Raw genomic sequence first — 19,306 nt, forward strand, 5'->3', positions numbered from 1 at the left:
ATGGAACTCTTTCATTTTAAACGCGACATTCCGTTTATGAGCTATGGCAAGCTCACCACCTTCATTTCATTGGCAACGTTTATCCTCGCCGTTATCTTTTTATTGACGCGCGGGCTGAATCTGTCGGTGGAATTTACGGGCGGCACGCTGATGGAAGTGGAATACGCTTCGGCACAAGGCGCGGATTTGAACAAGGTGCGCCACAGCTTGGACACGCTGAAAATGGGCGAAATCCAAGTGCAGGCACTCGGCACCAACAAACACATTATGATTCGCCTGCCCAACCGCGAAGATTTGTCTTCCGCGCAGCTGTCCAACCAAGTGATGGACGTACTGAAAAAAGACAGCAGCGATGTGAGCCTGCGCCAAGTGGAGTTCATCGGACCTGCGGTGGGCGACGAATTGGTGAGCCACGGTTTGACCGCGCTGGGCATGGTGGTTTTCGGCATCATCATCTATTTGGCAATGCGCTTTGAATGGCGGTTTGCCGTGTCTGCCATCATCGCCAATATGCACGATATTGTGATTATTCTCGGCTGCTTTGCCTTTTTCCAATGGGAGTTTTCGCTCACCGTGCTGGCTGGGGTGTTGGCGGTGTTGGGCTATTCGGTGAACGAATCGGTGGTAGTGTTTGACCGAATCCGCGAGAATTTCTACAAAGGCTCCATGCGCAACCACAGCGTGCCCGAAGTGATTGACAACGCGATTACGCATACCATGGGACGCACCGTGATTACCCACGGCTCAACCGAGGCGATGGTGATTTCCATGCTGATATTTGGCGGCGCAGCGTTGCACGGCTTCGCCATGGCACTGACCATCGGCATTGTGTTCGGGATTTACTCTTCCGTGCTGGTGGCCAGCCCCTTGCTGCTGATGTTCGGGCTAGACCGCCACAATATTGTGAAGCAGAAAGTGCAAAAAGAAGAAGCGGTGGTTTAACCGCCGCAGATGGTTTTCAGGCTGCCTTATCGGATGCGATAGGCAGCCTGAAAATTATTGGACGAAATGGCAACGGTTCGTTGCCAAATGGTGCATTGAATCAGCGGCGCGGATTGCAAGCCCCAATGTCGACGAGCCGCCGCTCCATGATTGCGCCAATCCGTGTTACCCGGTTTTCAGGCTGCCTTATCAGCAACGATAGGCAGCCTGAAATCTATATTAAGGCACATCAAGCGTTTTCAGGCTGCCCTACTCCGCTTCCGCCAGCGCAAACGCCACCACCTGCTCCCGCTCGTCGCTCAGGCTCAGATGCACCCGCGCAATGCCGCGCGCCGCCAGCCAAGCCGCCAATTCGGGCGCGCAGGCAAACACCGGCTTGCCCAGCCCGTCATGCGCCACACCGATAAAACGCAGGCTCACCGGCTCGCGGATGCCCGTGCCCACCGCCTTGGCAAACGCCTCTTTTGCCGCAAAGCGTTTCGCCAAAAAGCGCGCGGGCTGCGCGTGCGCGGCGTAGGTTGCCCATTCTTGCGCCGTTAAAATGCGCCGTGCCAGCGCATCGCCATAGCGTTGATGCAACGCCGCAATGCGTGGCACGGCGACAATATCCGTGCCAATGCCGTAAATCATTTTCAGGCTGCCTATCGGATGCCGCTGCGCGCGCGGAACATGGCTTCCTTCATCTGCCGAATCGCATCGGGCAAGCCCAAAAATATCGCTTGGGCGATGATGGAATGCCCGATGTTCAGCTCCACAATCTGCTCAATCTGCGCAATCGCGCCCACATTCTGCACGGTCAAACCGTGCCCCGCGTTCACCGTTATCCCCAAGCCATCGGCAAACGCCGCCGCCTCGCGGATTTTGGCCAACTCCGCCGCGCGCGCCGCAGGCGTGGGCGCATCGGCATACGCGCCCGTGTGCAATTCAATCACCCGCGCGCCGCAATCATAAGCAGCCTGAATCTGCGCCCGCTCGGCATCAATAAACAGCGACACGCGGATGCCCACCGCGTGCAGCTTCGCCACATAATCGCGCACCTTTTCAGGCTGCCCCACCACATCCAAACCGCCCTCGGTGGTTACCTCGGTGCGCTTTTCGGGCACGATGCACACATCTTCGGGCATCACTTGCAGCGCGTTGGCGAGCATTTCTTCGGTCATCGCCATTTCCAGATTCATCCGCGTTTTAATCGCCTGCCTGATGGCAAACACATCCGCGTCTTTGATGTGGCGGCGGTCTTCGCGCAGATGCAGGGTAATCGCGTCCGCGCCGTTGGTTTCCGCCACCAAAGCCGCTTCCAGAGGGCTGGGGTAAGATGCGCCGCGCGCGTTGCGCAACGTGGCAACGTGGTCAATGTTGATGCCGAGTAACATGGTTGTTTCCTTAATATTTGTTTACAAAAAAACGGGCGCAGTTTAGCACTTTCCGCCTGTTGCTTAGGCAAATTTTGCTTATTTACTCAAATTCTAACCGTTGCCCCAACCTTGTTTGACATATGTCAAAACGAAACTTTGAGCTATCCCCCATAATGCGCTGCATCGTAAAGACAACGCAAGTTGTTGTTTTGAGATATTTCTAAATTGTTTTCCTCTTGATGTGTGTGTTTCGGTGTGAACGCTGTTGGTTCACACCGTTTTTTTTTGCGTGCGCTTTGCGGCAGCCTGAAACCTGAATACGGGGCAGCCATCTCGGCGAACTTTTGATGCGCCATCGGCGGCAGGCTTCACAAGGGTTTCAGGCTGCCTCTGCCGTTTTTCCCCGCTTAGGTAGCCTGAAACGCCTGCACCACCGCCATAAACGCCGCCATCTTCTCGGGCGATTTCACGCCCGCCGCGCTTTCCACCCCGCTGGACACATCCACCGCCTGCGCGTGCGTAACGCGCAAGGCATCGGCAACATTCTCTGCGTTTAATCCGCCCGACAAAATCCAATGCCCGTTTAGCTTTTCAGGCAGCATCGTCCAATCGAAGGTGTGCCCTGTGCCGCCGTATGCTCCGCGAACAAAGGCATCAAACAGCACGGCGCGGGCATCGGCGAAATCGCGCAGGGCGGCGGTGATGTCGGCGGGGGTTTGCACGCGCACGGCTTTGAGATAGGGGCGGCGGAATTGTTGGCAGAAGGCGGGCGTTTCGTCGCCGTGGAACTGCAAAACGTCAATCGGCACGCGAGCGAGGATTTCGCGGATGCGCTCGGCGGTTTCGTTCACAAACAGGGCGACCACGCTGACAAACGGGGGCAGCACGCGCACGATGGCTTGCGCTTGGGCGATGGTTACGCAGCGTTTGCTGCCGGCGAAAAAAACCAGCCCGATGGCATCTGCGCCCAGTTGCGCGGCGATTTGGGCATCTTGGGGGCGGGTGATGCCGCAGATTTTGGTTTGGATTTTGGTCATGGTTGGGTTGGGGGGGATTGAAGTGGTGGAATAAATAGGCAGCCTGAAAATAGGATTGGGCTGCGGGTTTAATTGTTGTTTGGCGGCGAGCCGCCGCTCCAAGGCAGCCTGAAACTTGGTTTGACGTAATATGTTAAACAAGTGTTTTCAGGCTGCCTTAATGTTGGGCGGTATTAGATAGGCAGCCTGAAATCTAAAATGGAGCGGCGACAGCTCGTCGCCAACTGGTGTATTCAAATGGAGATGGGCAGGTGCCAAGATGTCGGCGAGCCGCCGACGCTCCATTGGTTGCGGGCTTGGCAACGTTTTCAGGCTGCCTATTGGCTCAACTGGCGGTGGAACACAAGCGTTTGGTATTCATCCGCCAGCCGTTTGCCCAGCCGCTCGGCGATGTAAACCGAGCGGTGTTGCCCGCCTGTGCAGCCGATGGCGATGGTTACATAGCTGCGGTTTTCTTGGCGGATGCGCGGCAGCCAGCGGTGGAAAAAGTGGGCGATGTCGCCCAGCATTTCGTTCACAAGGGGTTGGGCGGCGAGGTAGTCTTGGATGGGTTGGTCTTTGCCGTTGTAGGGGCGTAGGCTGGGGTCGTAGTAGGGGTTGGGCAGGCTGCGCACGTCAAACACAAAGTCAGCGTGCGGCGGTGCGTTGTGTTTGAAGCCAAACGAGATGATGCTAACGAGCAGGCGGTTGTGGTCTATGCCTATCCATTGGGCAACAAGGTGGCGCAGTTGTTGCGCGGTAAGGCTGCTGGTATCAATGCAGTAGGCGTGTTCGCGCAGGGGGGCTAGCCATTCGCGCTCGCGGCGCAGGCTTTCGGGCAGGGTGATGTGGTTACGGGCGAGTGGGTGGCTGCGGCGGGTTTCGGAGAAGCGGCGCAGTAACACGGCTTCGCTGGCTTCTAAAAATAGGAGGCTGACTTGATGCCCCGCGCGGCGCAGGGCGATGAGGGTTTCGTGGGCGGTGTGGGTGTTGAGGTTGGAGCGGATGTCTATGCTGATGGCGATTTGGTCGTTGGCGGGGCGTTGGTGGCTGTGCAGCGCAATCAGCTCGGGCAGGAGTTCCAGCGGCAAATTGTCTATGCAAAAGAAGCCGTTGTCTTCCAGCAGATTGAGGGCGATGGTTTTGCCTGAGCCTGATAAGCCGCTAATCAAGATTATTTTCATGGCTGTTCTCTTCGGGTTTGTTCATCATGCTTTGGTGGCGTTCTAGGAATTCTTTGGTGCTGTCTTTGCCGTGGCGTTGCAGGATGTAGTTGCGCACGGCGGCTTCCACCAGCACGGCTAGGTTGCGCCCTGCGGCAACGGGCAGCGTTACCGAGCGGACGGGGACGTTCAATATCGTTTCGGTTTCGGTGCGGATGCTGAGGCGGTCTAGGGTTTTCATGTAGTCATCATCCGCCAGCACAAGGTTGATAATCAGGCGCAAGGTTTTTTTCGGGCGGATGGCGGTTTCGCCGAACATGTGGCGGATATTGAGCACGCCCAAGCCGCGCACTTCCAAAAAGTCGCGCAACACGGGCGGGCAGCGGCCTTCCAGGTTTTCGGGCGCGGTGCGATACAGCTCAATGGCATCATCGGCAACCAGGCTGTGCCCGCGCGAAATCAGTTCCAGCGCGAGTTCGCTTTTGCCCAGCCCCGATTTGCCGGTGAGCAGCACGCCGATTTCAAACACGTCCAAAAACACGCCGTGTTTGATGGTGGAGGCGGCAAGCACGCGCTGCAAATAAATCCGCAGCACGTCCATCAGATAGGGGCTTTCTAGCTTGGAGGTGAGCAGCGGCGTGTTGTGCGTGTGGCAATAATCGCGCAGGCTTTGCGGGATGGGCAAGCCGTTGGCGACAATCACCAGCGTCATCGGAAAGTTGAACAGCTCGTTCAAGCCTGTGTGATGCTCGGCTTGTTCCAGCCTGTGCAAATAGGCGACTTCGGCGATGCCCAGCACTTGCACTTGGTTGTGGTGGATAAAATTAAGATGCCCCACCAGCGCAAGCACAGGGCGGTCGGCTTCCACGGCGATGCGGTTGTCGCCACCTGCCGCGCCCGCCGCCCATGCGAGTTGGAGTTTGTGTTGGTTGTCTTGATAGAGCTTGCGCACGGAAATGCTGGGCATGAGGGTTCCTTTTTGGGTTTTCAGGCTGCCTTTGGGGGCGGGGCATAAGGCAGCCTGAAAAGCGTTGGAGTGGTTTAATCGGATATGAGCCAATCGCCTTTTCAGGCTGCCTCAAATACAAATACAAAGGGGCTGTACTAGATAAGCAGTCATGTTAGACTGCAAAAATGAAGATAACCCATTGTAAACTAAAAAAGAGTATACGAAAAAAGTTGCTCCAATTTTTTGTACTTGAAGTAACCGCCCGTTCGGCTGCTGATTTGTTGGGCATTCACCCCAATTCAGCAGCACTGTTCTACCGCAAAATCCGCGAAGTCATCAGCTACTATCTTTCATTGGAAGCCAATACAGTTTTTGATGGTACGGTTGAGCTAGATGAGAGTTACTTCGGCGGACATCGCAAAGGCAAACGCGGACGCGGAGCAGCAGGAAAAGTAGCTGTCTTTGGTATTCTTAAGCGTGGTGGTAAAGTTTATACCGTAGTAGTGAAGAATGCCAAAAGAGAAACCTTAATGCCTGTTATCACAAAGAAAATCATGCCTGATAGTATTGTTTATACCGATTGTTTGAGCAGCTATGATGTGTTGGATGTAAGTGGTTTTACCCACCACCGTATTAACCACAGCAAACTGTTTGCTGACAAACAAAACCACATCAACGGCATTGAAAATTTTTGGAATCAGGCGAAACGTGTTCTGCGTAAATACAATGGAATTGACCGTAAATCTTTCCCATTATTCTTGAAAGAATGCGAGTTTCGTTTTAACTTTGGCACACCGTCTGAACAGCTTAAAGTGCTGCGCAGATGGTGTGGTATTTAGGGCTTATCTAGTACAGCCCCAATACAAAAGGGCGTATTGCGCATACACCCTGTTTACACGTTTACGCCATAAGGCAGCCTGAAACGAAGTTCAGCGTAGCTAAAACCGCCTTTATGCCAACAACAACGCCCGCGCTTCCTCGGGCGTTTGGCAAGAGTGCAAGGCTTCGCGCACGCTTTTTTCGTTGAACAGCCCCGCCAGATGCCCCAGCAGTTCCAAATGCTCGCTGGTCGCCGCCTTGGGCACCAGCAACACAAACACCAGCGACACAGGCTTGTTATCAGGCGCATCAAATTCAATCGGCGTTTTCAGACGCACAAACGCCCCCGTTGCCGCAGGCACGCTGGCGTGTCGCCCATGCGGCATGGCAACGCCCTGCCCCAGCGCGGTTGAACCCAGCCGCTCACGCGCCACAAGGCAATCAAACACTTCGGCTTGGGGCAAGCCGCTTTGCTCGGCAAGCAACTGCGCCACGCATTCAAATAGGCGTTTTTTGCTGCTGATTTCAGCGTCTAAAATAATATGGGAAACGGGAAGAATGTCTGCAAGAGAGGTCATGCGGCGGGTGCCTTTGAATAATTGGGCGCGAATTTTAACGCTTGCTTACATTGGCTTCAATGGTTTTTACAGTTGACGGTTTCAGGCTGCCTCTGCCGTTTGCAAAACCGACAACCAATGGCGCGTCGGCGGCTCGCCGACATCTTGGAAACCAGTCATACTCTGTTTAATCAGCCATTTGGCGGCGAGCCGCCGCTCCATTTTTAGTTTTCAGGCTGCCTGATTGCCTAAGCCCAAAGGCAGCCTGAAAACTACTCTTCATCACTCTCTTGCCATGCTTGGCGTAGGATGTGCGCTTCCCGCTTGCGTTGCTGTTTGCCGGTAAGGCGGTTTTCAGGCTGCCTCAGTTTAAGCGGGCGGTTCATGTGCCGCTCAATGCGATAGCCCGTGGCTTCGTTGGCATCGGCAAAATAATATTGCGAGGTGGTGCCGATGCCGATGCGTTGCAGGCGTATGTCTTTTTCGGCGCACCATTTTTCACGCCTGTCCCAAGTGTCGCGCAAATGTTGCCTTAACGCTGTTTCGCTTAACCCTTGCCCCAGCGTGGCGAGCCTGCTGTATGTGAATAGGTCTTTGGCGAATAGAAAATCGTAAAAGCGTTGGAAATGCCGGTTGGCGAGTGCCAACACTTCCAGTTGCGCGGCTTCGTTCAGCTTGGGGTTTTCCAAAATGGAGCGGTATAGCCCGAGCGGGTTGAAATCGGCGTATTTTTGATGATGGGCAATGTAATGGCGGTATTCCGCCATGTTCATTTGATTGAATTTTTTGTTTATTTTCATGTTGTTGTGTTTTCAGGCTGCCTTAACGGATGGCGGGCGGCTTAGGCTATTTGATGGTTGGATGGTGTAAGCAACGGATGATTCTACGGTGGTTGCGATTGAGCGTTTTCAGGCTGAAACCTTTGCAAAACCGACAACCGATGGAGCATCGGCGGCTCGCCGACATCTTGGTAAACCAGTCATACTCTATTTAATCAGCCATTTGGCGGCGAGCCGCCGCCGCTCCATTTTGGGTTTCAGGTTGCCTTATGATTGGTTTGCAAACAACGAATTATCCGCCCATACGCAGGCGCAGCCTGAAACGCAGTTCGGCGTAGCCCAAACCCGCAAACCGCCTTCACAACCCCTTTTCCACCTCCGCCCACGCTTCCAAAATCAACTCCGCGCGATTGGCTTTCAACAATTCGGCATCGGACAACATCTGCCGCCATGCGCGCGCGCCGTGCAGACCGTGCATCAAGCCGAGATAGTGGCGCGCCATGTGGCGCAAAATCGTACCGCGCCCCGCAGCCAGCTGCGTTTGCGCGTAGGCGTAGAGCCGTTGTATCAGCTCGGGGTAGCTGATTTCAGGCTGCCTGCTGTCGTAAAACAGCCTATCCCAATCGCGCATAATCATGGTGTTGTGATACGCCTCGCGCCCAATCATCACGCCATCCACATGGCGCAGGTGTTCGGCGATTTCGGCGTTGGTTTTGATGCCGCCGTTGATGATGATTTCCAAATCGGGAAAGTCTTGTTTTAATTGATAAACATAGTGATATTTCAGCGGCGGGATGTCGCGGTTTTCTTTGGGCGACAAGCCGTCCAGCCATGCGTTGCGCGCGTGCACGATATAAGTGCGCACGGGCGTTTTCTCGCGCAGCGTGCCCACAAAATCGCGCACGATGCGGTATTCGGTCTGCTTGTCCACGCCGATGCGGTGTTTTACCGTAATCTCGCAATCGGGCGCGGCTTGCTGCATGGCGTTCAGGCAGTCGGCAACCAAGCCCACATCGTTCATCAAACACGCGCCAAACGCGCCTTTTTGCACGCGCGGGCTGGGGCAGCCGCAGTTGAGGTTGATTTCATCGTATTGGTATTGCGCGACTTTTTTCGCCGCCTGCGCCAGCTGCGCGGGGTCGCTGCCGCCCAGTTGTAAGGCGATGGGGTGTTCGCTCTCGTTGTACGCTAAAAAACGCGCAGGGTCGCCGTGGATAATCGCGCCTGCGTTAATCATTTCGGTGTAAAGCCATGTGTGGCGGCTAATTTGCCGCGCAAGATAGCGGAAATGGCGGTCAGTCCAGTCCAGCATCGGCGCAATACTCAACCGTCTTTTCTTTTTAATATCAACTAATTCATTATTTTTCATTAACTTACCTTGATTTCTTGCTGTTCGGATAACCGCGTTTAACAGCGTTTTCTTGGGGGTTTTATGGGTTTTGTTGTACCATATTTGCACCATTAACCAACCAAGCAAAGAAATGGTGCAAATATATGGGCAGCATTGTTAAACGTATCAACCCATCGGGCAAAACGGTTTACCGAGCACAAATTCGCATTGACCGTGCGGCTTATCCGAAATACGCGGAAAGCCGCACATTTAGCGAACGCCGTTTAGCGGCGGCTTGGCTTAAAAAACGCGAAGCCGAGCTGGAAGCCAACCCTGAATTGCTGTACTACGGCGGCAAAAAACAAACCATCCCCACCTTGGCGCAGGCGATTGAACGCTATTTTTCCGAGCCAGCGGCAACGGAATTTGGGCGCACAAAAACAGCAACCTTGAAATTTCTATCGGGCTATCCGATTGCCAAGTTGCCGTTAGACAAAATCCGCCGGGCTGATATTGCGGCGCATATCAACCAACGGCGCGATGGATGGGGCGGCTTTTTACCCGTCAAACCGCAAACCGTCAATAACGATTTACAGTACATCCGCAGCATGTTGAAGCACGCGCATTTCGTGTGGGGCTTGAATGTGAACTGGGCGGAGATAGATTTGGCGATTGAGGGCGCACGGCGGGCGCGGCTGATTGGCAAAAGCGAGGAGCGGATGCGGCTGGCAACCGCGCAAGAATTGCAGGCATTGACCACCCATTTTTACCAACAATGGACAACGCGACCGAACAGTACCAAATTCCCCATGCACCTGATTATGTGGTTTGCCATTTACTCATGCCGCCGCGAAGCCGAAATCACGCGCCTAGCGTGGGTGGATTACGACAAAACCGCAGGCGATTGGCTGGTGCGTGATTTGAAAAGCCCCAGCGGCAGCAAGGGCAACCACGCCCGCTTTTTGGTAAACGACAAGCTGCGCCAAGTGATTGCCGCATTCAGACAGCCTGAAATTCAAAACCGCCTAAAATGGCGCGAGATGCAGCCTGAAACATGGCTGATTGGCGGCGACAGCAAAAGCATCAGCGCGTCTTTCACACGCGCGTGCAAATTGTTGGGCATTGAGGATTTGCGCTTTCACGACCTGCGCCACGAAGGCGCGACCCGCCTTGCCGAGGACGGCTTGACCGTGCCGCAGATGCAGCAAATCACGCTGCACCAAAGCTGGAAAACCTTGCAGCGTTATGTGAACCTTGCCACGCGACCGCGCGAAAACCGCCTAGACTTTGCCGATGCGCTTGCTGTCGCGCAACAAAAGGCAGCCTGAAACGAACCATTGGTCATTTTCAGGCTGCCTTCAATAACGGCGAATATGCTCAGGCAATCACATAATCATCAAACTTAAACAGCTCCAAGCCCACGCGCTCGTTAATATCCAAAAATGTCTGTTGCAGCGGTTTGACTTCGTTGGTGGCAAACACCCGCGCCACCGTTTCCGCATCGCCCAGCCCGCTCGTGTTTTTGGGCACAACCCCCATTAGCGCAGGCGGCACGCGGTGAATCGCCATCATATCCTCCGCCGAAATCGTCTTGATGTTCAAAAAATCATCTTTCGCTGCCACTTCCGCAATCGGAATCAGCTTTAAGCCGTCGGGGCTGCCGTCGGGCGAGCGGATGACAATATTTTTAAAATTGCCGTTGCCTTTGGCTTGGCGTAGCTGTTCTTTGATGTTTGCCCAGCCCTCCTCGTCAATCTTGGCATCGGTGGAATACAAGATAAACCCCGCGTGCGAGCCATTTTGATAATAGCGCACCCGAAAGCGCGTAGCCGCCGCGTTCAAATCCACGCTGTCCAACGCCGCCAAGTAATAGGGCAAGCCATACACTTCCTGTTTCAAGTTGGGCTGCATCACATGAATCACGTCCTCGCCTGCGATTTCATCGTAGTTCAAGCCCAATCCTAGCCCCATGCCATAGCGCAGATACACAAAATCGTGCAGATTGCTGGCTCGGCGCATGTACATTGCCAAACGGTTTTGCACCGACACGGGCACGCCAAAGCGGTTGCGCTGGATTTCCAAATACCCATTGCCCAGCACCAAATAATTAAAGGCAAATTTTTCAAACTCCGAGCGGCTCAAAAAGCGCGTGGGCGTGAACGTAACTTTTAGGATATTGATTTTGGCGTATATCGCGCTGGCATGGTGCACGCCCGAGCGCAGCAGCCGCTCCAAATCCACCAGCGACACGGGCATCTCAAAAAACCGCCCGTTGTCCACCACGCCCAAAAAATCAAACACGCTAAATTCGCCCAACACATCCGAATAGCTGAACACATCCGCAGATGCGGCTTGCGGCAGAGCAGGTGCGCTTTTGCGCTTAAACTTCAAAAAATCAAACATTGCAAAACCTTTCTAACAGAGGCAGCCTGAAAACCAAGCCGTCAAAACGAATAAACAAACGAACCCGAGGACACATCGCCGCCCAACGGCTCCTGATAAAAACACTGCAACGCCGCCCACGCGACATCCGAATGGCTCAGCTCGCGCGAGCGCGCCGACACATAAGTCATGTTGCGCCCGCTCGCCGTGGCCACCGTTTTGATGCTCAGAAACGCCGCCGTTATATCGCGATGCTCGGTTTCCCATTGCACGCGGTTTTTGCGCATCAAATCAAACATTTTATTGACCATCAACGCCTTTTCAGGCTGCGTATATTGCACGCCCACTACGGCAGGGAAAAATTTTGCCACTAGCTGCACCAACGCCGCGCCCAGTCCCGTTTTGTCCACCACAATCTTGCGCACGTTGAAGCGGCGCATCGTCTCGCGGATAAAATTGGCTTGTGCCTCAAAATCGTTGCCATGCAACAAATGCCGCTCCACGATACGAAACGCGTCGCCCGAAAAACGCGGAGCCAGCACCACCACCAAAGCCGCCGCATCGCCCGCATCCGCTGGGTCGTAACTCAACCACACGGGCAAATCGCCCACGGGCTTTGCCGCAAACGGCTTATAAAAATCGCCCCACTCCACAAAGCTGTCCACCAAGCAGCCTTGCACGTCCGCCCAGTTAAACACGCCGTCGCCATCCTCCACAAATTCGCACATAAACAACTGGCGAAACTGCGCGGGCGCGTTCTCCAACATCAACTGCTCGCGGTCAAACAAATTACAGCCGCCGCGCTCCGCGTCATCCAACGTAACCACTTGCCGCCATTTGCCATCAGGGTCGTGCCGACCTGCCGCCAAAGCCGCCGGCGACACATCCAGCTTAATCCGCTCCGATTCCGCCCGCCCCACGTTAAATTCCGCCCCTGTCCAAAAATCATAAGCGGGGTGCGAAGTGGTGGACGGCGTGGAAAAATAAGTGATGCGATAGCGTTTTTGCGATGCCATCGGGTTTGCCAAATCGCGCAAACGCTTGAAATCGGGAATCCAAAAATACTCATCCACATACAAATCGCCATTGCGCCCCTGCGCTGTGCGCGAGTTTGTCCCCAAAAAATGCAATTCCGCGCCGTTGCCCAGCGTAATCACATCCGATCCCTTTAATTCCACATCCACCATGCCTGCAAGCTTGCGCATGTAGTTTTTAAAAATAAACGCCTGCGCCTGCGATGCCGACAAAAATACCTTATTTTTGCCTGTTTTCACGGCATCCACCAGAGCTTCGCGCGCAAAGAAAAACGTCGCCCCAATTTGGCGCGATTTCAGCAAATGCCGAAAACGCACCTGCTGTTTTAACCACACGCGTTGATAGTCAAACAACTGTTCTAAAAACAATTCCTCCAATTTTGCTGCTTGCTCAGGCGAAAACACATTGGGCTGCGCCTTGCGATTGCTGCGCACGCGCTCACGCTTCGCGGGCGGTGCAGCTTCGCCCGCCTCAAACTGGGCAGGCAATGCCGTTTCAGGCTGCCCATTTTGGCGCGGATAGCCCGCCAGCAATGCTGAGAGGTTTTTCATTTCTTTATAGTCGGCATCCGATTTTTTGGGCTGGGCAATCAGCGCATGCAAGCGGGTTTCCGCGCTCATCGCCACGCGCACCATCGGCGTGCCGCCCTCCCAGTTATCCCGCATTTTCCACGAGTAAACCGTGGTGGGCTTCAAGCCCAGTGCGCGCGCAATATCGGTGATTCTGTGTCCCTGCCAAAACAATTGCCGCGCCGCCACGCGCGGCTCAACGTTGGACAAAGGATTAAGTGCGAAAACATCCGCCATAAAAACATCCGCCATAAAAACATCCCAAAATACAAAGTCCACACCTTCTAATATTTTCAGGAAGCCTGAAACCAGCAACATACCTAAAACGCCCCCTTAACACCCAAGCCGATAGACCACGCCGCCTAAACTTGCAAAACTGCCCAACAATTTCAACCAAGACTTCACGCGCATCATCATGGCAAGCGAACCTACCCCAACACCCCAACCTGAACCAACTCCAACACCACAACCCAAAAACACCACGCAAACCGACTGGCGCATCATCGGCGTGTCAGGCGACACCATAGACGGGCGCGAGATTTCCGCCGAGCAACTAACCCAAATGGCGGAGGACTACAACCCAAAAGTCTATGGCGCACGCATCAACATTGAGCACAGCAACTACTGGTGGAACAGCGACAGCGGCGGCTTGGGCGATGTGATTGAACTCAAAACCGAAGCATGGGAGCAAGACACAAGCAAAACTGCGCTGCTCGCCAAATTCAGCGTGTACCCCGCCATGCAAAAACTGTGGGATGCGGGGCGCAAAATCTATACCAGCATGGAAATCCACCACAATTTTGCCAACACCAAACGTGCCTACCTCACAGGCTTAGCCATCACCGACACCCCCGCTAGCTTGGGCACGACCGCCAATTTCAGCTACGCCAAGCAACACACCGACAACAAAGGCAAAGCATTCAGCGAATACCGCGAATTTAGCCACAATGAACACGCCAACCCCTCTACTCCTAACCCAGAAAGCCCCAGTATGAACACCAACACCGAACCCCAAGCAGCGAATCCACAAACCAATCAAGCCACCCCCACTCCCCCAGCGCAGCCTGAAACGCAGCCTGAAAACCATGCCAGCGCACCTGTTGCGCCGGCAACCACCAACGTTGCCACCGAACCCGCGCCCAGCGTTACCCAACTGCAAGCGCAAATCATCGCCTTGCAATCGGAGCTTACCGAGCTGAAAACCCAACTCAACACCGAAGCACACACCGGCAATCGCGCCCCGCACACGGGCAACGATGCGCCAACGCCTGCCATTTGGTAAACCCATCCCAAGCATTCACATCAGGTAAACCCATCCCAAGCATTCACATCACGAGGACACCCCATGAACAAAAACCTGCTCACCACCGCGATTGCCACCCTGTTTAGCCAAATCGCCCAAACCAACCACATCAGCAAAGAGCAAGTGCAAAGCGGCTACACCATCGCACCTGCTGCCGTGCAAACCATGTACGACCAAATTGCCCAAAACACCGAGCTGTTGCAACACATCAACCTTGTGGGCAAAACCGAACAACTGGGCGAAGTGATTGGTTTGTCCAGCGGCTTGGTGGCATCCAACACCGACACCACCCAAAGCGGCAACGAACGCCAGCCCAAATCCATCCACAATTTGGAGGGGCAAAAATACACCCTGCAACAAACCAATTTTGACGTTGCCCTGCGCTACGACGAGATTGACCAATGGGCGCACATCACCGATTTCCCCGCGCGCATCAACAACAAAATCGCCGAAAGCATCGCGCTATCGCTGATTACCATCGGCATGAACGGCAAAGAGCGCGCCAAAACCACCAACTTTACTTCCAACCCTTTATTGCAAGACGTTGCCAAAGGCTGGCTGCAAAAAATGCGCGAAAACAACGCCGCGCGCGTGATGGGCTGGCAAGCCGGGCAAGTCGGCAAAACCGCCCAAGAGATTAAATGGGGCAGCGCGCAAACGGCTGAATACAAAAACTTGGATGCTGTGGTTAAAGATGCCATCGACAGCCTGATTGACGAGCGTTTCGCCGACCGCAACGATTTTGTTGTGTTGTCCAGCCGCCGCACGGTGTCCGACAAATATCTCAGCATCATCAACGCATCGGGCAGCAAAGCCACCGAAATTGAAGCAAGCGGGCGGCTCAACCAATCGCGCACGCTGGGCGGCTACCCTGTGATGTATGTCCCCAACATGCCCGCCAACACGCTGCTCATCACGCCGCTGAAAAACCTGTCTATCTACTATCAGACAACGGGCGAACGCCGCTACATCGTGGACAACCCGAAAAAAGACCAACTGGAAAGCTACCAATCTAAAAACATCGACTACATCGTGGAAGAGTACGGTGCGGCGGTGTTGATTGAGAACTTAGCCGAAACCAACGCCTAAACCCAAAAGGCAGCCTAAAACGTGCATCGCCTACTTTCAGGCTGCCTGAAACCACCGAGCAAAGGACATCCATCATGGCAAGCCCAGCCCAACGCCACCGCCTCGCCCATGAAGCACTTGCCGCCGCGCAACACCAAAGCGACCCCAGCGATCTGACCGCCTACCAACAACTGCAACAGCAATACATCGCCGATAAAACCCTGCTAAGCAACCTTGCCAGCATGCAAGACAAAATCGCCTACAAAGCCCAAGCCTTGCCCAAATACCAAGACTGGCTGAACAGCGTATTGCAGAGCGGGCAAGCCCACCCCAGCGACACGCTCACGCCCAATTTGCTGATTTGGCAAATTGACTGCGGACAGCTCAACGAAGCGATGCCGCTCGCACAGTTTGCCATTGAGCACAACCTGCAAAGCAGCGACGAATACCAGCGCAACCTGCCCACCATCATCATTGAGCAATACGCCGAGCAAATCAGCCGAGGCGCAGCCATTGACCTCGAGCATCTCAACACCCTAGTGCAATGGGCGACCGAAAAACAAAACAACCAACACACCCATAACATCCCCGATGCTGTGCGCGCCAAGCTGCTCAAAACCGCAGGCGAGCAACTGGAAGACAGCGACCCGCAAACCGCCCTCGTGCTATACCAGCAAGCATTGGGCTACAACGAAAAAGTCGGCGTGAAAAAACAAATCGAAGCCCTGCGCAAAGCCCAACATTAAGCTCCCCCCGCCGTATCGTGAGCGATAAGCCGTCTTGCCGCAGATACCGACAAGCCTGTCTTATCGCCCCACGATACCCTAATCCCAAACCGCCATGAATACGCCCATCAGCTTTACCAGCACGCCAGCCGCTACCCAGCAGCCTGAACACCAAAGCATTAGCTCCGACCCCTTTTTCCCCAGCATCAACCTTGACCACCTGCGCCAAGCCATGCGCATTGACAACACCATCACCAGCGAGCGGCTTTTTCAGGCTGCCATTGAAGCCACCATCCATGTCAATCGTCAGCTTGCCACGCTCAAACAGCATTGCCAGCTCACAGGCAAAGCCACCCTTGCCGAACACGCGCCGCAGCAGCAAATCAACGGCATCAGCATTTGGGAACACCGCTATCAGCAAGCTGTTTACAACTACACGCTTGCCACCTTAAACGACCAATACGCCGACTACGATGCCAGCGGCAAAGCCACCGCCCGCAGCGAAACCAAGCAGCACAACGCCGACCAATATCGCCGCAGCGCCCACGCCGCCATTGCCGACATCACAGGCAAACAACGCACCGATGCCGAGCTGATTTAGCCGCAAAAGGCAGCCTGAAAATGACCAAGCCGACCAACACCTATACCAGCAGGCAGGGCGACACGCTGAGCAAAATCGCCTACGAATACTACGGCAGCAGCACAGGGCAAGTGGAGCGCATCCTTGAAGCCAACCCCAAACTGTGCCAGCAGCCCCCCATTTTGCCAGCGGGCATCATCATCGTTTTGCCCGACAGTGAACCTGCCAGCACACAAACCACCCTGCCCCCTACCCTTAACCTTTGGGATTAACCATGCACCAAGCCAACGATACCAAAACCACACTCATCAACATTGCCGTGATTGTCATCGGCAGCTACCACCTGCCCCTTTCCGTTGCCAGCGGTGCGCTGATTGGTGCCAGCCTGTTTATTGCACGCAAACAAAGCTATCCCGTGTTTCACAAGGCATGGCTATTTATGATTTCCTTTTTCAGCGGCGTGTTTGGCTACGAGAGCACCGATGAGATTATTAACTACATCCTGCCCGACCAGCTCCCGCTGCACATCAACAGCTTTATCGGCGCGTTGCTGGCTGCTGCCTTTGCCGTTGTGCTGATTGAAAAAATCTACGCATGGCTAGACAACCGCCTCAACCCTACCCTAACCCCAAAGGAGCGCGACCATGACCAATCTACAAAATAACGCCATCATCGCCCTAAGCCTTGCCGCCGCCATCAGCCTGTTGCTGTTTGACAGCCGCCATAAAACCCACAAGCCCATTAGTGCGCTGATTGCATGGCTGCTGTTTATCCAAATGAGCGCGATTTTCCTTGCCGTGCTGGCTAAAAGCCAAGCCCTGCTCAACTGGCTACTCATCGCCAACCTTGCCCTGCAAACGGGCAGCATCCTTTACGCACGCGGCAACGTTTCCCGTATCTACCACCCAAAAAAGGCAACCCATGAACAACAGCAACTTTAACCAATTTATTGAACGCATCCTCAAAACCGAAGGCGGCTACATCAACCACCCCAAAGACCCGGGCGGCGAAACCAACTGGGGCATCACCAAACGCGTTGCCCAGCAAAACGGCTATAACGGTGCAATGCGCGAACTCACGCGCGAGCAAGCCAAAGCCATTTACTACACCGCCTTTTGGCAACGCTACAACATTGAGCAGTTTCCCAGCGCACTCGCCTACCAGCTTCTTGATGCCTGCATCAACCACGGCTACGGCAACGCCGCCCGCATGCTGCAACGCGCCCTGAATGTTGTTGATGACGGGGTAATCGGCAAACAAACCCTAGCCGCCCTTGCCCAACGCAGCGAAAACGATTTGCTGCTGCTGTTTAACGCCGAGCGCGCCAATTTTTACACCCGCCTATCCACCTTTGCCACCTTCGGGCGCGGCTGGACAAACCGTGTTGCCGAAAACCTGCGCCAAGCCGCGCAAGACAACACCGACCCGCAAGTGGGCTACATCCCGCCCGATAACGCATAAACGGCACAAAAAAGGCAGCCTGAAAACCAAGCTGCCTTATCCATCACACCGCCACCAAAAGGCAGCCTGAAAATGACCCTGCAAACCAAACTCATTTTGCTATTTAGCCTTGCATGGCTTATCGCTATGAGCAGCACACTCCACCAAACCCGCCAGCTCAAAGCCACGCAACAGCAACGCGACACCCTAGCCCAAACGCTCAACAGCGAGCGCAACAAAACCCAAGCCCTGATTCGCGCCAATGCCCAACTAAACCAACAACTGCAAATCGCCCAGCAACGCGCCGCGCAGCAGCAAAGCCAAATCAACCACGCCTTGCAAAACAACCCGCAATGGGCAGCCCAAGCCCTGCCCGCTGATATTCAGAAAGCCCTCAACCCATGAAACCACCTGCCCTTATCGCGCTGCTTATTTTGAGTGCCTGCCAAAGCATCCCCGCGCCCAGCGCGCCGATTTGCCCGCAAGTGCCTGAATGCACGCGCCCCAGCAACCCCATCACCACCCAAGGCGAACTGGTGCAAGCCTATCAAGACACGCTCGCTGCTTTTGAGCAATGCCGCATTGCCCGCGATACGCTCGCCGCCTGCCTGCATCTCGACCAACCTAAATCACCATAATCCAACCATGTCCCGACAAATAGACCAAGCCTGCGAATTAGAGGAACGCTACCGCCAAGCGGCATTAGACTACCAAGCCAAACAAAACTACCCCCAACGCCCCAGCGCCAGCCATTGCCAAGATTGCGGCGACATCATCCCCGAAGCACGTCGCCGCGCTGCGCTCGGCTGCCAATATTGCATTGAATGCCAAGAAAGAATAGAGCATGCAAAAGCCCAATACGCTACGCGCTGAAATTGAACAGCAACTGCCTGAGCTGGCGCAGAACCCCGAAAAGCTCAGCATGAACATCACGCAAGGCAGAATTATTGCCAATAAAGGCAGCCTGAGCCACACCACCGAATATACGCTGAACATCTTGATAACCGACTTTACCAGCGACATAGAAATCCTAAAAACCACCATCATCCATTGGGCGCAAACCTACCAGCCCGACATTCTCGGCGCGGGCAACACGCCCAACCAGCGCACGTTTAATTTTGAAGCCGACATACTCAGCAACCAAAGCTACGACATTCTGATTGAGCTGCCGCTCACCGAGCGCACGCTGGCGCAAGCGAACGAACACAACCAAATCACCATCAGCCACCCACGCAACGCCAATCACAGCGACCTGCTAACCGCGCTGGGCACCGCCCATCCCATTCCTTAAACC

The 19,306-nt window shown here is 54.6% G+C and carries 26 protein-coding genes; 15 read left to right on the forward strand and 11 right to left on the reverse strand.

Translation table 11 applies throughout. From position 1 onward, the window contains the following. The gene (gene secF, locus H3L93_RS05795) at window positions 1-942 is read left to right on the forward strand and encodes a protein translocase subunit SecF (RefSeq protein ID WP_003795435.1); all 942 of its coding nucleotides are present in this window, start codon (window positions 1-3) and stop codon (window positions 940-942) included. Window positions 943-1,191: 249 nt separating this feature from the next. Here the strand turns inward: secF and acpS are convergent, their stop codons facing one another. The 6 genes from acpS to hprK form a co-directional block, all read right to left on the reverse strand. Then, a complete protein-coding gene (gene acpS / locus H3L93_RS05800) occupies window positions 1,192-1,572 on the reverse strand; it encodes a holo-ACP synthase (protein ID WP_003795433.1) in 381 nt (126 codons plus the stop codon). An 11-nt stretch (window positions 1,573-1,583) separates the two neighbouring features. Then, window positions 1,584-2,315 (reverse strand): pyridoxine 5'-phosphate synthase, encoded by a 732-nt coding sequence (gene pdxJ / locus H3L93_RS05805; protein ID WP_003795431.1) that lies wholly within the window; start codon window positions 2,313-2,315, stop codon window positions 1,584-1,586. A 389-nt stretch (window positions 2,316-2,704) separates the two neighbouring features. Beyond that, window positions 2,705-3,334, reverse strand: a complete 630-nt coding sequence (locus H3L93_RS05810; RefSeq protein WP_040558452.1) for a phosphoribosylanthranilate isomerase — start codon at window positions 3,332-3,334, stop codon at window positions 2,705-2,707. A 147-nt stretch (window positions 3,335-3,481) separates the two neighbouring features. Then, the gene (locus tag H3L93_RS05815) at window positions 3,482-3,619 is read right to left on the reverse strand and encodes a hypothetical protein (RefSeq protein WP_003795425.1); all 138 of its coding nucleotides are present in this window, start codon (window positions 3,617-3,619) and stop codon (window positions 3,482-3,484) included. Window positions 3,620-3,651: 32 nt separating this feature from the next. Continuing rightward, the gene (gene rapZ, locus H3L93_RS05820) at window positions 3,652-4,497 is read right to left on the reverse strand and encodes an RNase adapter RapZ (protein WP_003795423.1); all 846 of its coding nucleotides are present in this window, start codon (window positions 4,495-4,497) and stop codon (window positions 3,652-3,654) included. Beyond that, a complete protein-coding gene (gene hprK / locus H3L93_RS05825; RefSeq protein ID WP_003795421.1) occupies window positions 4,478-5,443 on the reverse strand; it encodes an HPr(Ser) kinase/phosphatase in 966 nt (321 codons plus the stop codon). The genes rapZ and hprK overlap by 20 nt, the downstream gene beginning before the upstream one ends. 167 nt (window positions 5,444-5,610) lie before the next feature. Here hprK and H3L93_RS05830 point away from each other — a divergent pair, with 167 nt between their 5' ends. Continuing rightward, window positions 5,611-6,264 (forward strand): IS1595 family transposase, encoded by a 654-nt coding sequence (locus H3L93_RS05830; RefSeq protein ID WP_003793959.1) that lies wholly within the window; start codon window positions 5,611-5,613, stop codon window positions 6,262-6,264. 111 nt (window positions 6,265-6,375) lie between these two features. On the opposite strand, the gene ptsN is transcribed toward H3L93_RS05830, so the two are convergent. The 3 genes from ptsN to dusA form a co-directional block, all read right to left on the reverse strand. Beyond that, a complete protein-coding gene (gene ptsN / locus H3L93_RS05835) occupies window positions 6,376-6,822 on the reverse strand; it encodes a PTS IIA-like nitrogen regulatory protein PtsN (RefSeq protein ID WP_003795419.1) in 447 nt (148 codons plus the stop codon). 251 nt (window positions 6,823-7,073) lie between these two features. Then, a complete protein-coding gene (locus H3L93_RS05840; protein WP_003795414.1) occupies window positions 7,074-7,601 on the reverse strand; it encodes a hypothetical protein in 528 nt (175 codons plus the stop codon). A gap of 337 nt (window positions 7,602-7,938) precedes the next feature. After that, entirely contained in the window at window positions 7,939-8,949 is a 1,011-nt protein-coding gene (gene dusA, locus H3L93_RS05845) for a tRNA dihydrouridine(20/20a) synthase DusA (protein ID WP_050755552.1), read from the reverse strand. A 125-nt stretch (window positions 8,950-9,074) separates the two neighbouring features. Between dusA and H3L93_RS05850 the strand changes: the two genes are divergently transcribed. Beyond that, window positions 9,075-10,238 carry a tyrosine-type recombinase/integrase gene (locus H3L93_RS05850; protein WP_003795408.1) on the forward strand — a complete coding sequence of 388 codons (1,164 nt, stop codon included), beginning with the start codon at window positions 9,075-9,077 and terminating at the stop codon, window positions 10,236-10,238. Between the two features lie 49 nt (window positions 10,239-10,287). Here H3L93_RS05850 and H3L93_RS05855 read toward each other — a convergent pair whose 3' ends face one another. Both H3L93_RS05855 and H3L93_RS05860 read right to left on the reverse strand, forming a co-directional pair. Beyond that, on the reverse strand, window positions 10,288-11,313 hold the full coding sequence (locus tag H3L93_RS05855) for a phage portal protein (protein WP_003795406.1): 1,026 nt from the start codon (window positions 11,311-11,313) through the stop codon (window positions 10,288-10,290). A gap of 41 nt (window positions 11,314-11,354) precedes the next feature. Next, window positions 11,355-13,148: a terminase large subunit domain-containing protein gene (locus H3L93_RS05860; protein ID WP_246314005.1), complete on the reverse strand. Its 1,794-nt coding sequence runs from the start codon at window positions 13,146-13,148 to the stop codon at window positions 11,355-11,357. A 163-nt stretch (window positions 13,149-13,311) separates the two neighbouring features. Here H3L93_RS05860 and H3L93_RS05865 point away from each other — a divergent pair, with 163 nt between their 5' ends. From H3L93_RS05865 to H3L93_RS05920, 12 genes are all read left to right on the forward strand, one after another. Further along, window positions 13,312-14,178, forward strand: coding sequence for a GPO family capsid scaffolding protein (locus H3L93_RS05865; RefSeq protein ID WP_003795403.1), 867 nt, complete (start codon window positions 13,312-13,314; stop codon window positions 14,176-14,178). 63 nt (window positions 14,179-14,241) lie between these two features. Next, window positions 14,242-15,288 (forward strand): phage major capsid protein, P2 family, encoded by a 1,047-nt coding sequence (locus H3L93_RS05870; RefSeq protein ID WP_003795401.1) that lies wholly within the window; start codon window positions 14,242-14,244, stop codon window positions 15,286-15,288. 74 nt (window positions 15,289-15,362) lie between these two features. Beyond that, window positions 15,363-16,013 (forward strand): phage terminase small subunit, encoded by a 651-nt coding sequence (gene gpM / locus H3L93_RS05875; protein WP_003795400.1) that lies wholly within the window; start codon window positions 15,363-15,365, stop codon window positions 16,011-16,013. Between the two features lie 94 nt (window positions 16,014-16,107). Beyond that, on the forward strand, window positions 16,108-16,593 hold the full coding sequence (locus H3L93_RS05880) for a head completion/stabilization protein (RefSeq protein WP_003795397.1): 486 nt from the start codon (window positions 16,108-16,110) through the stop codon (window positions 16,591-16,593). A gap of 20 nt (window positions 16,594-16,613) precedes the next feature. After that, on the forward strand, window positions 16,614-16,844 hold the full coding sequence (locus H3L93_RS05885; RefSeq protein WP_003795396.1) for a tail protein X: 231 nt from the start codon (window positions 16,614-16,616) through the stop codon (window positions 16,842-16,844). A gap of 2 nt (window positions 16,845-16,846) precedes the next feature. Continuing rightward, a complete protein-coding gene (locus H3L93_RS05890; protein WP_003795393.1) occupies window positions 16,847-17,236 on the forward strand; it encodes a putative holin in 390 nt (129 codons plus the stop codon). Next, complete coding sequence (locus H3L93_RS05895) at window positions 17,217-17,513, forward strand: phage holin family protein (RefSeq protein WP_003795391.1); 297 nt, start codon at window positions 17,217-17,219, stop codon at window positions 17,511-17,513. Before H3L93_RS05890 ends, H3L93_RS05895 begins: the two co-directional genes overlap by 20 nt. Then, window positions 17,494-18,033: a glycoside hydrolase family 108 protein gene (locus H3L93_RS05900; protein WP_003795390.1), complete on the forward strand. Its 540-nt coding sequence runs from the start codon at window positions 17,494-17,496 to the stop codon at window positions 18,031-18,033. Before H3L93_RS05895 ends, H3L93_RS05900 begins: the two co-directional genes overlap by 20 nt. A gap of 72 nt (window positions 18,034-18,105) precedes the next feature. Continuing rightward, window positions 18,106-18,417, forward strand: a complete 312-nt coding sequence (locus H3L93_RS05905) for a hypothetical protein (protein WP_003795386.1) — start codon at window positions 18,106-18,108, stop codon at window positions 18,415-18,417. Then, window positions 18,414-18,650, forward strand: coding sequence for an Rz1-like lysis system protein LysC (gene lysC, locus H3L93_RS05910; protein ID WP_003795384.1), 237 nt, complete (start codon window positions 18,414-18,416; stop codon window positions 18,648-18,650). The genes H3L93_RS05905 and lysC overlap by 4 nt, the downstream gene beginning before the upstream one ends. 7 nt (window positions 18,651-18,657) lie before the next feature. Next, window positions 18,658-18,885, forward strand: coding sequence for a TraR/DksA C4-type zinc finger protein (locus H3L93_RS05915; RefSeq protein ID WP_003795382.1), 228 nt, complete (start codon window positions 18,658-18,660; stop codon window positions 18,883-18,885). After that, window positions 18,857-19,303 (forward strand): phage tail protein, encoded by a 447-nt coding sequence (locus H3L93_RS05920; protein WP_003795380.1) that lies wholly within the window; start codon window positions 18,857-18,859, stop codon window positions 19,301-19,303. Before H3L93_RS05915 ends, H3L93_RS05920 begins: the two co-directional genes overlap by 29 nt. Window positions 19,304-19,306 lie beyond the last annotated feature (3 nt).

It is taken from the genome of Kingella oralis (genome assembly GCF_014054985.1).
GTDB lineage: Bacteria > Pseudomonadota > Gammaproteobacteria > Burkholderiales > Neisseriaceae > Kingella_B > Kingella_B oralis.

Bases quoted from the DNA above. Each gene is read 5' to 3' on its own strand.
- H3L93_RS05865 (WP_003795403.1), top strand. From the start codon at position 13,312: ATGGCAAGCGAACCTACCCCAACACCCCAACCTGAACCAACTCCAACA.
- hprK (WP_003795421.1), bottom strand. From the start codon at position 5,443: ATGCCCAGCATTTCCGTGCGCAAGCTCTATCAAGACAACCAACACAAA.
- H3L93_RS05905 (WP_003795386.1), top strand. From the start codon at position 18,106: ATGACCCTGCAAACCAAACTCATTTTGCTATTTAGCCTTGCATGGCTT.
- ptsN (WP_003795419.1), bottom strand. From the start codon at position 6,822: ATGACCTCTCTTGCAGACATTCTTCCCGTTTCCCATATTATTTTAGAC.
- H3L93_RS05850 (WP_003795408.1), top strand. From the start codon at position 9,075: ATGGGCAGCATTGTTAAACGTATCAACCCATCGGGCAAAACGGTTTAC.
- pdxJ (WP_003795431.1), bottom strand. From the start codon at position 2,315: ATGTTACTCGGCATCAACATTGACCACGTTGCCACGTTGCGCAACGCG.
- H3L93_RS05860 (WP_246314005.1), bottom strand. From the start codon at position 13,148: ATGGCGGATGTTTTTATGGCGGATGTTTTCGCACTTAATCCTTTGTCC.
- H3L93_RS05810 (WP_040558452.1), bottom strand. From the start codon at position 3,334: ATGACCAAAATCCAAACCAAAATCTGCGGCATCACCCGCCCCCAAGAT.
- H3L93_RS05895 (WP_003795391.1), top strand. From the start codon at position 17,217: ATGACCAATCTACAAAATAACGCCATCATCGCCCTAAGCCTTGCCGCC.
- dusA (WP_050755552.1), bottom strand. From the start codon at position 8,949: ATGAAAAATAATGAATTAGTTGATATTAAAAAGAAAAGACGGTTGAGT.
- H3L93_RS05900 (WP_003795390.1), top strand. From the start codon at position 17,494: ATGAACAACAGCAACTTTAACCAATTTATTGAACGCATCCTCAAAACC.
- H3L93_RS05870 (WP_003795401.1), top strand. From the start codon at position 14,242: ATGAACAAAAACCTGCTCACCACCGCGATTGCCACCCTGTTTAGCCAA.
- H3L93_RS05815 (WP_003795425.1), bottom strand. From the start codon at position 3,619: ATGGAGCGTCGGCGGCTCGCCGACATCTTGGCACCTGCCCATCTCCAT.
- rapZ (WP_003795423.1), bottom strand. From the start codon at position 4,497: ATGAAAATAATCTTGATTAGCGGCTTATCAGGCTCAGGCAAAACCATC.
- H3L93_RS05920 (WP_003795380.1), top strand. From the start codon at position 18,857: ATGCAAAAGCCCAATACGCTACGCGCTGAAATTGAACAGCAACTGCCT.
- H3L93_RS05915 (WP_003795382.1), top strand. From the start codon at position 18,658: ATGTCCCGACAAATAGACCAAGCCTGCGAATTAGAGGAACGCTACCGC.
- secF (WP_003795435.1), top strand. From the start codon at position 1: ATGGAACTCTTTCATTTTAAACGCGACATTCCGTTTATGAGCTATGGC.
- H3L93_RS05885 (WP_003795396.1), top strand. From the start codon at position 16,614: ATGACCAAGCCGACCAACACCTATACCAGCAGGCAGGGCGACACGCTG.
- gpM (WP_003795400.1), top strand. From the start codon at position 15,363: ATGGCAAGCCCAGCCCAACGCCACCGCCTCGCCCATGAAGCACTTGCC.
- lysC (WP_003795384.1), top strand. From the start codon at position 18,414: ATGAAACCACCTGCCCTTATCGCGCTGCTTATTTTGAGTGCCTGCCAA.
- acpS (WP_003795433.1), bottom strand. From the start codon at position 1,572: ATGATTTACGGCATTGGCACGGATATTGTCGCCGTGCCACGCATTGCG.
- H3L93_RS05890 (WP_003795393.1), top strand. From the start codon at position 16,847: ATGCACCAAGCCAACGATACCAAAACCACACTCATCAACATTGCCGTG.
- H3L93_RS05830 (WP_003793959.1), top strand. From the start codon at position 5,611: ATGAAGATAACCCATTGTAAACTAAAAAAGAGTATACGAAAAAAGTTG.
- H3L93_RS05840 (WP_003795414.1), bottom strand. From the start codon at position 7,601: ATGAAAATAAACAAAAAATTCAATCAAATGAACATGGCGGAATACCGC.
- H3L93_RS05880 (WP_003795397.1), top strand. From the start codon at position 16,108: ATGAATACGCCCATCAGCTTTACCAGCACGCCAGCCGCTACCCAGCAG.
- H3L93_RS05855 (WP_003795406.1), bottom strand. From the start codon at position 11,313: ATGTTTGATTTTTTGAAGTTTAAGCGCAAAAGCGCACCTGCTCTGCCG.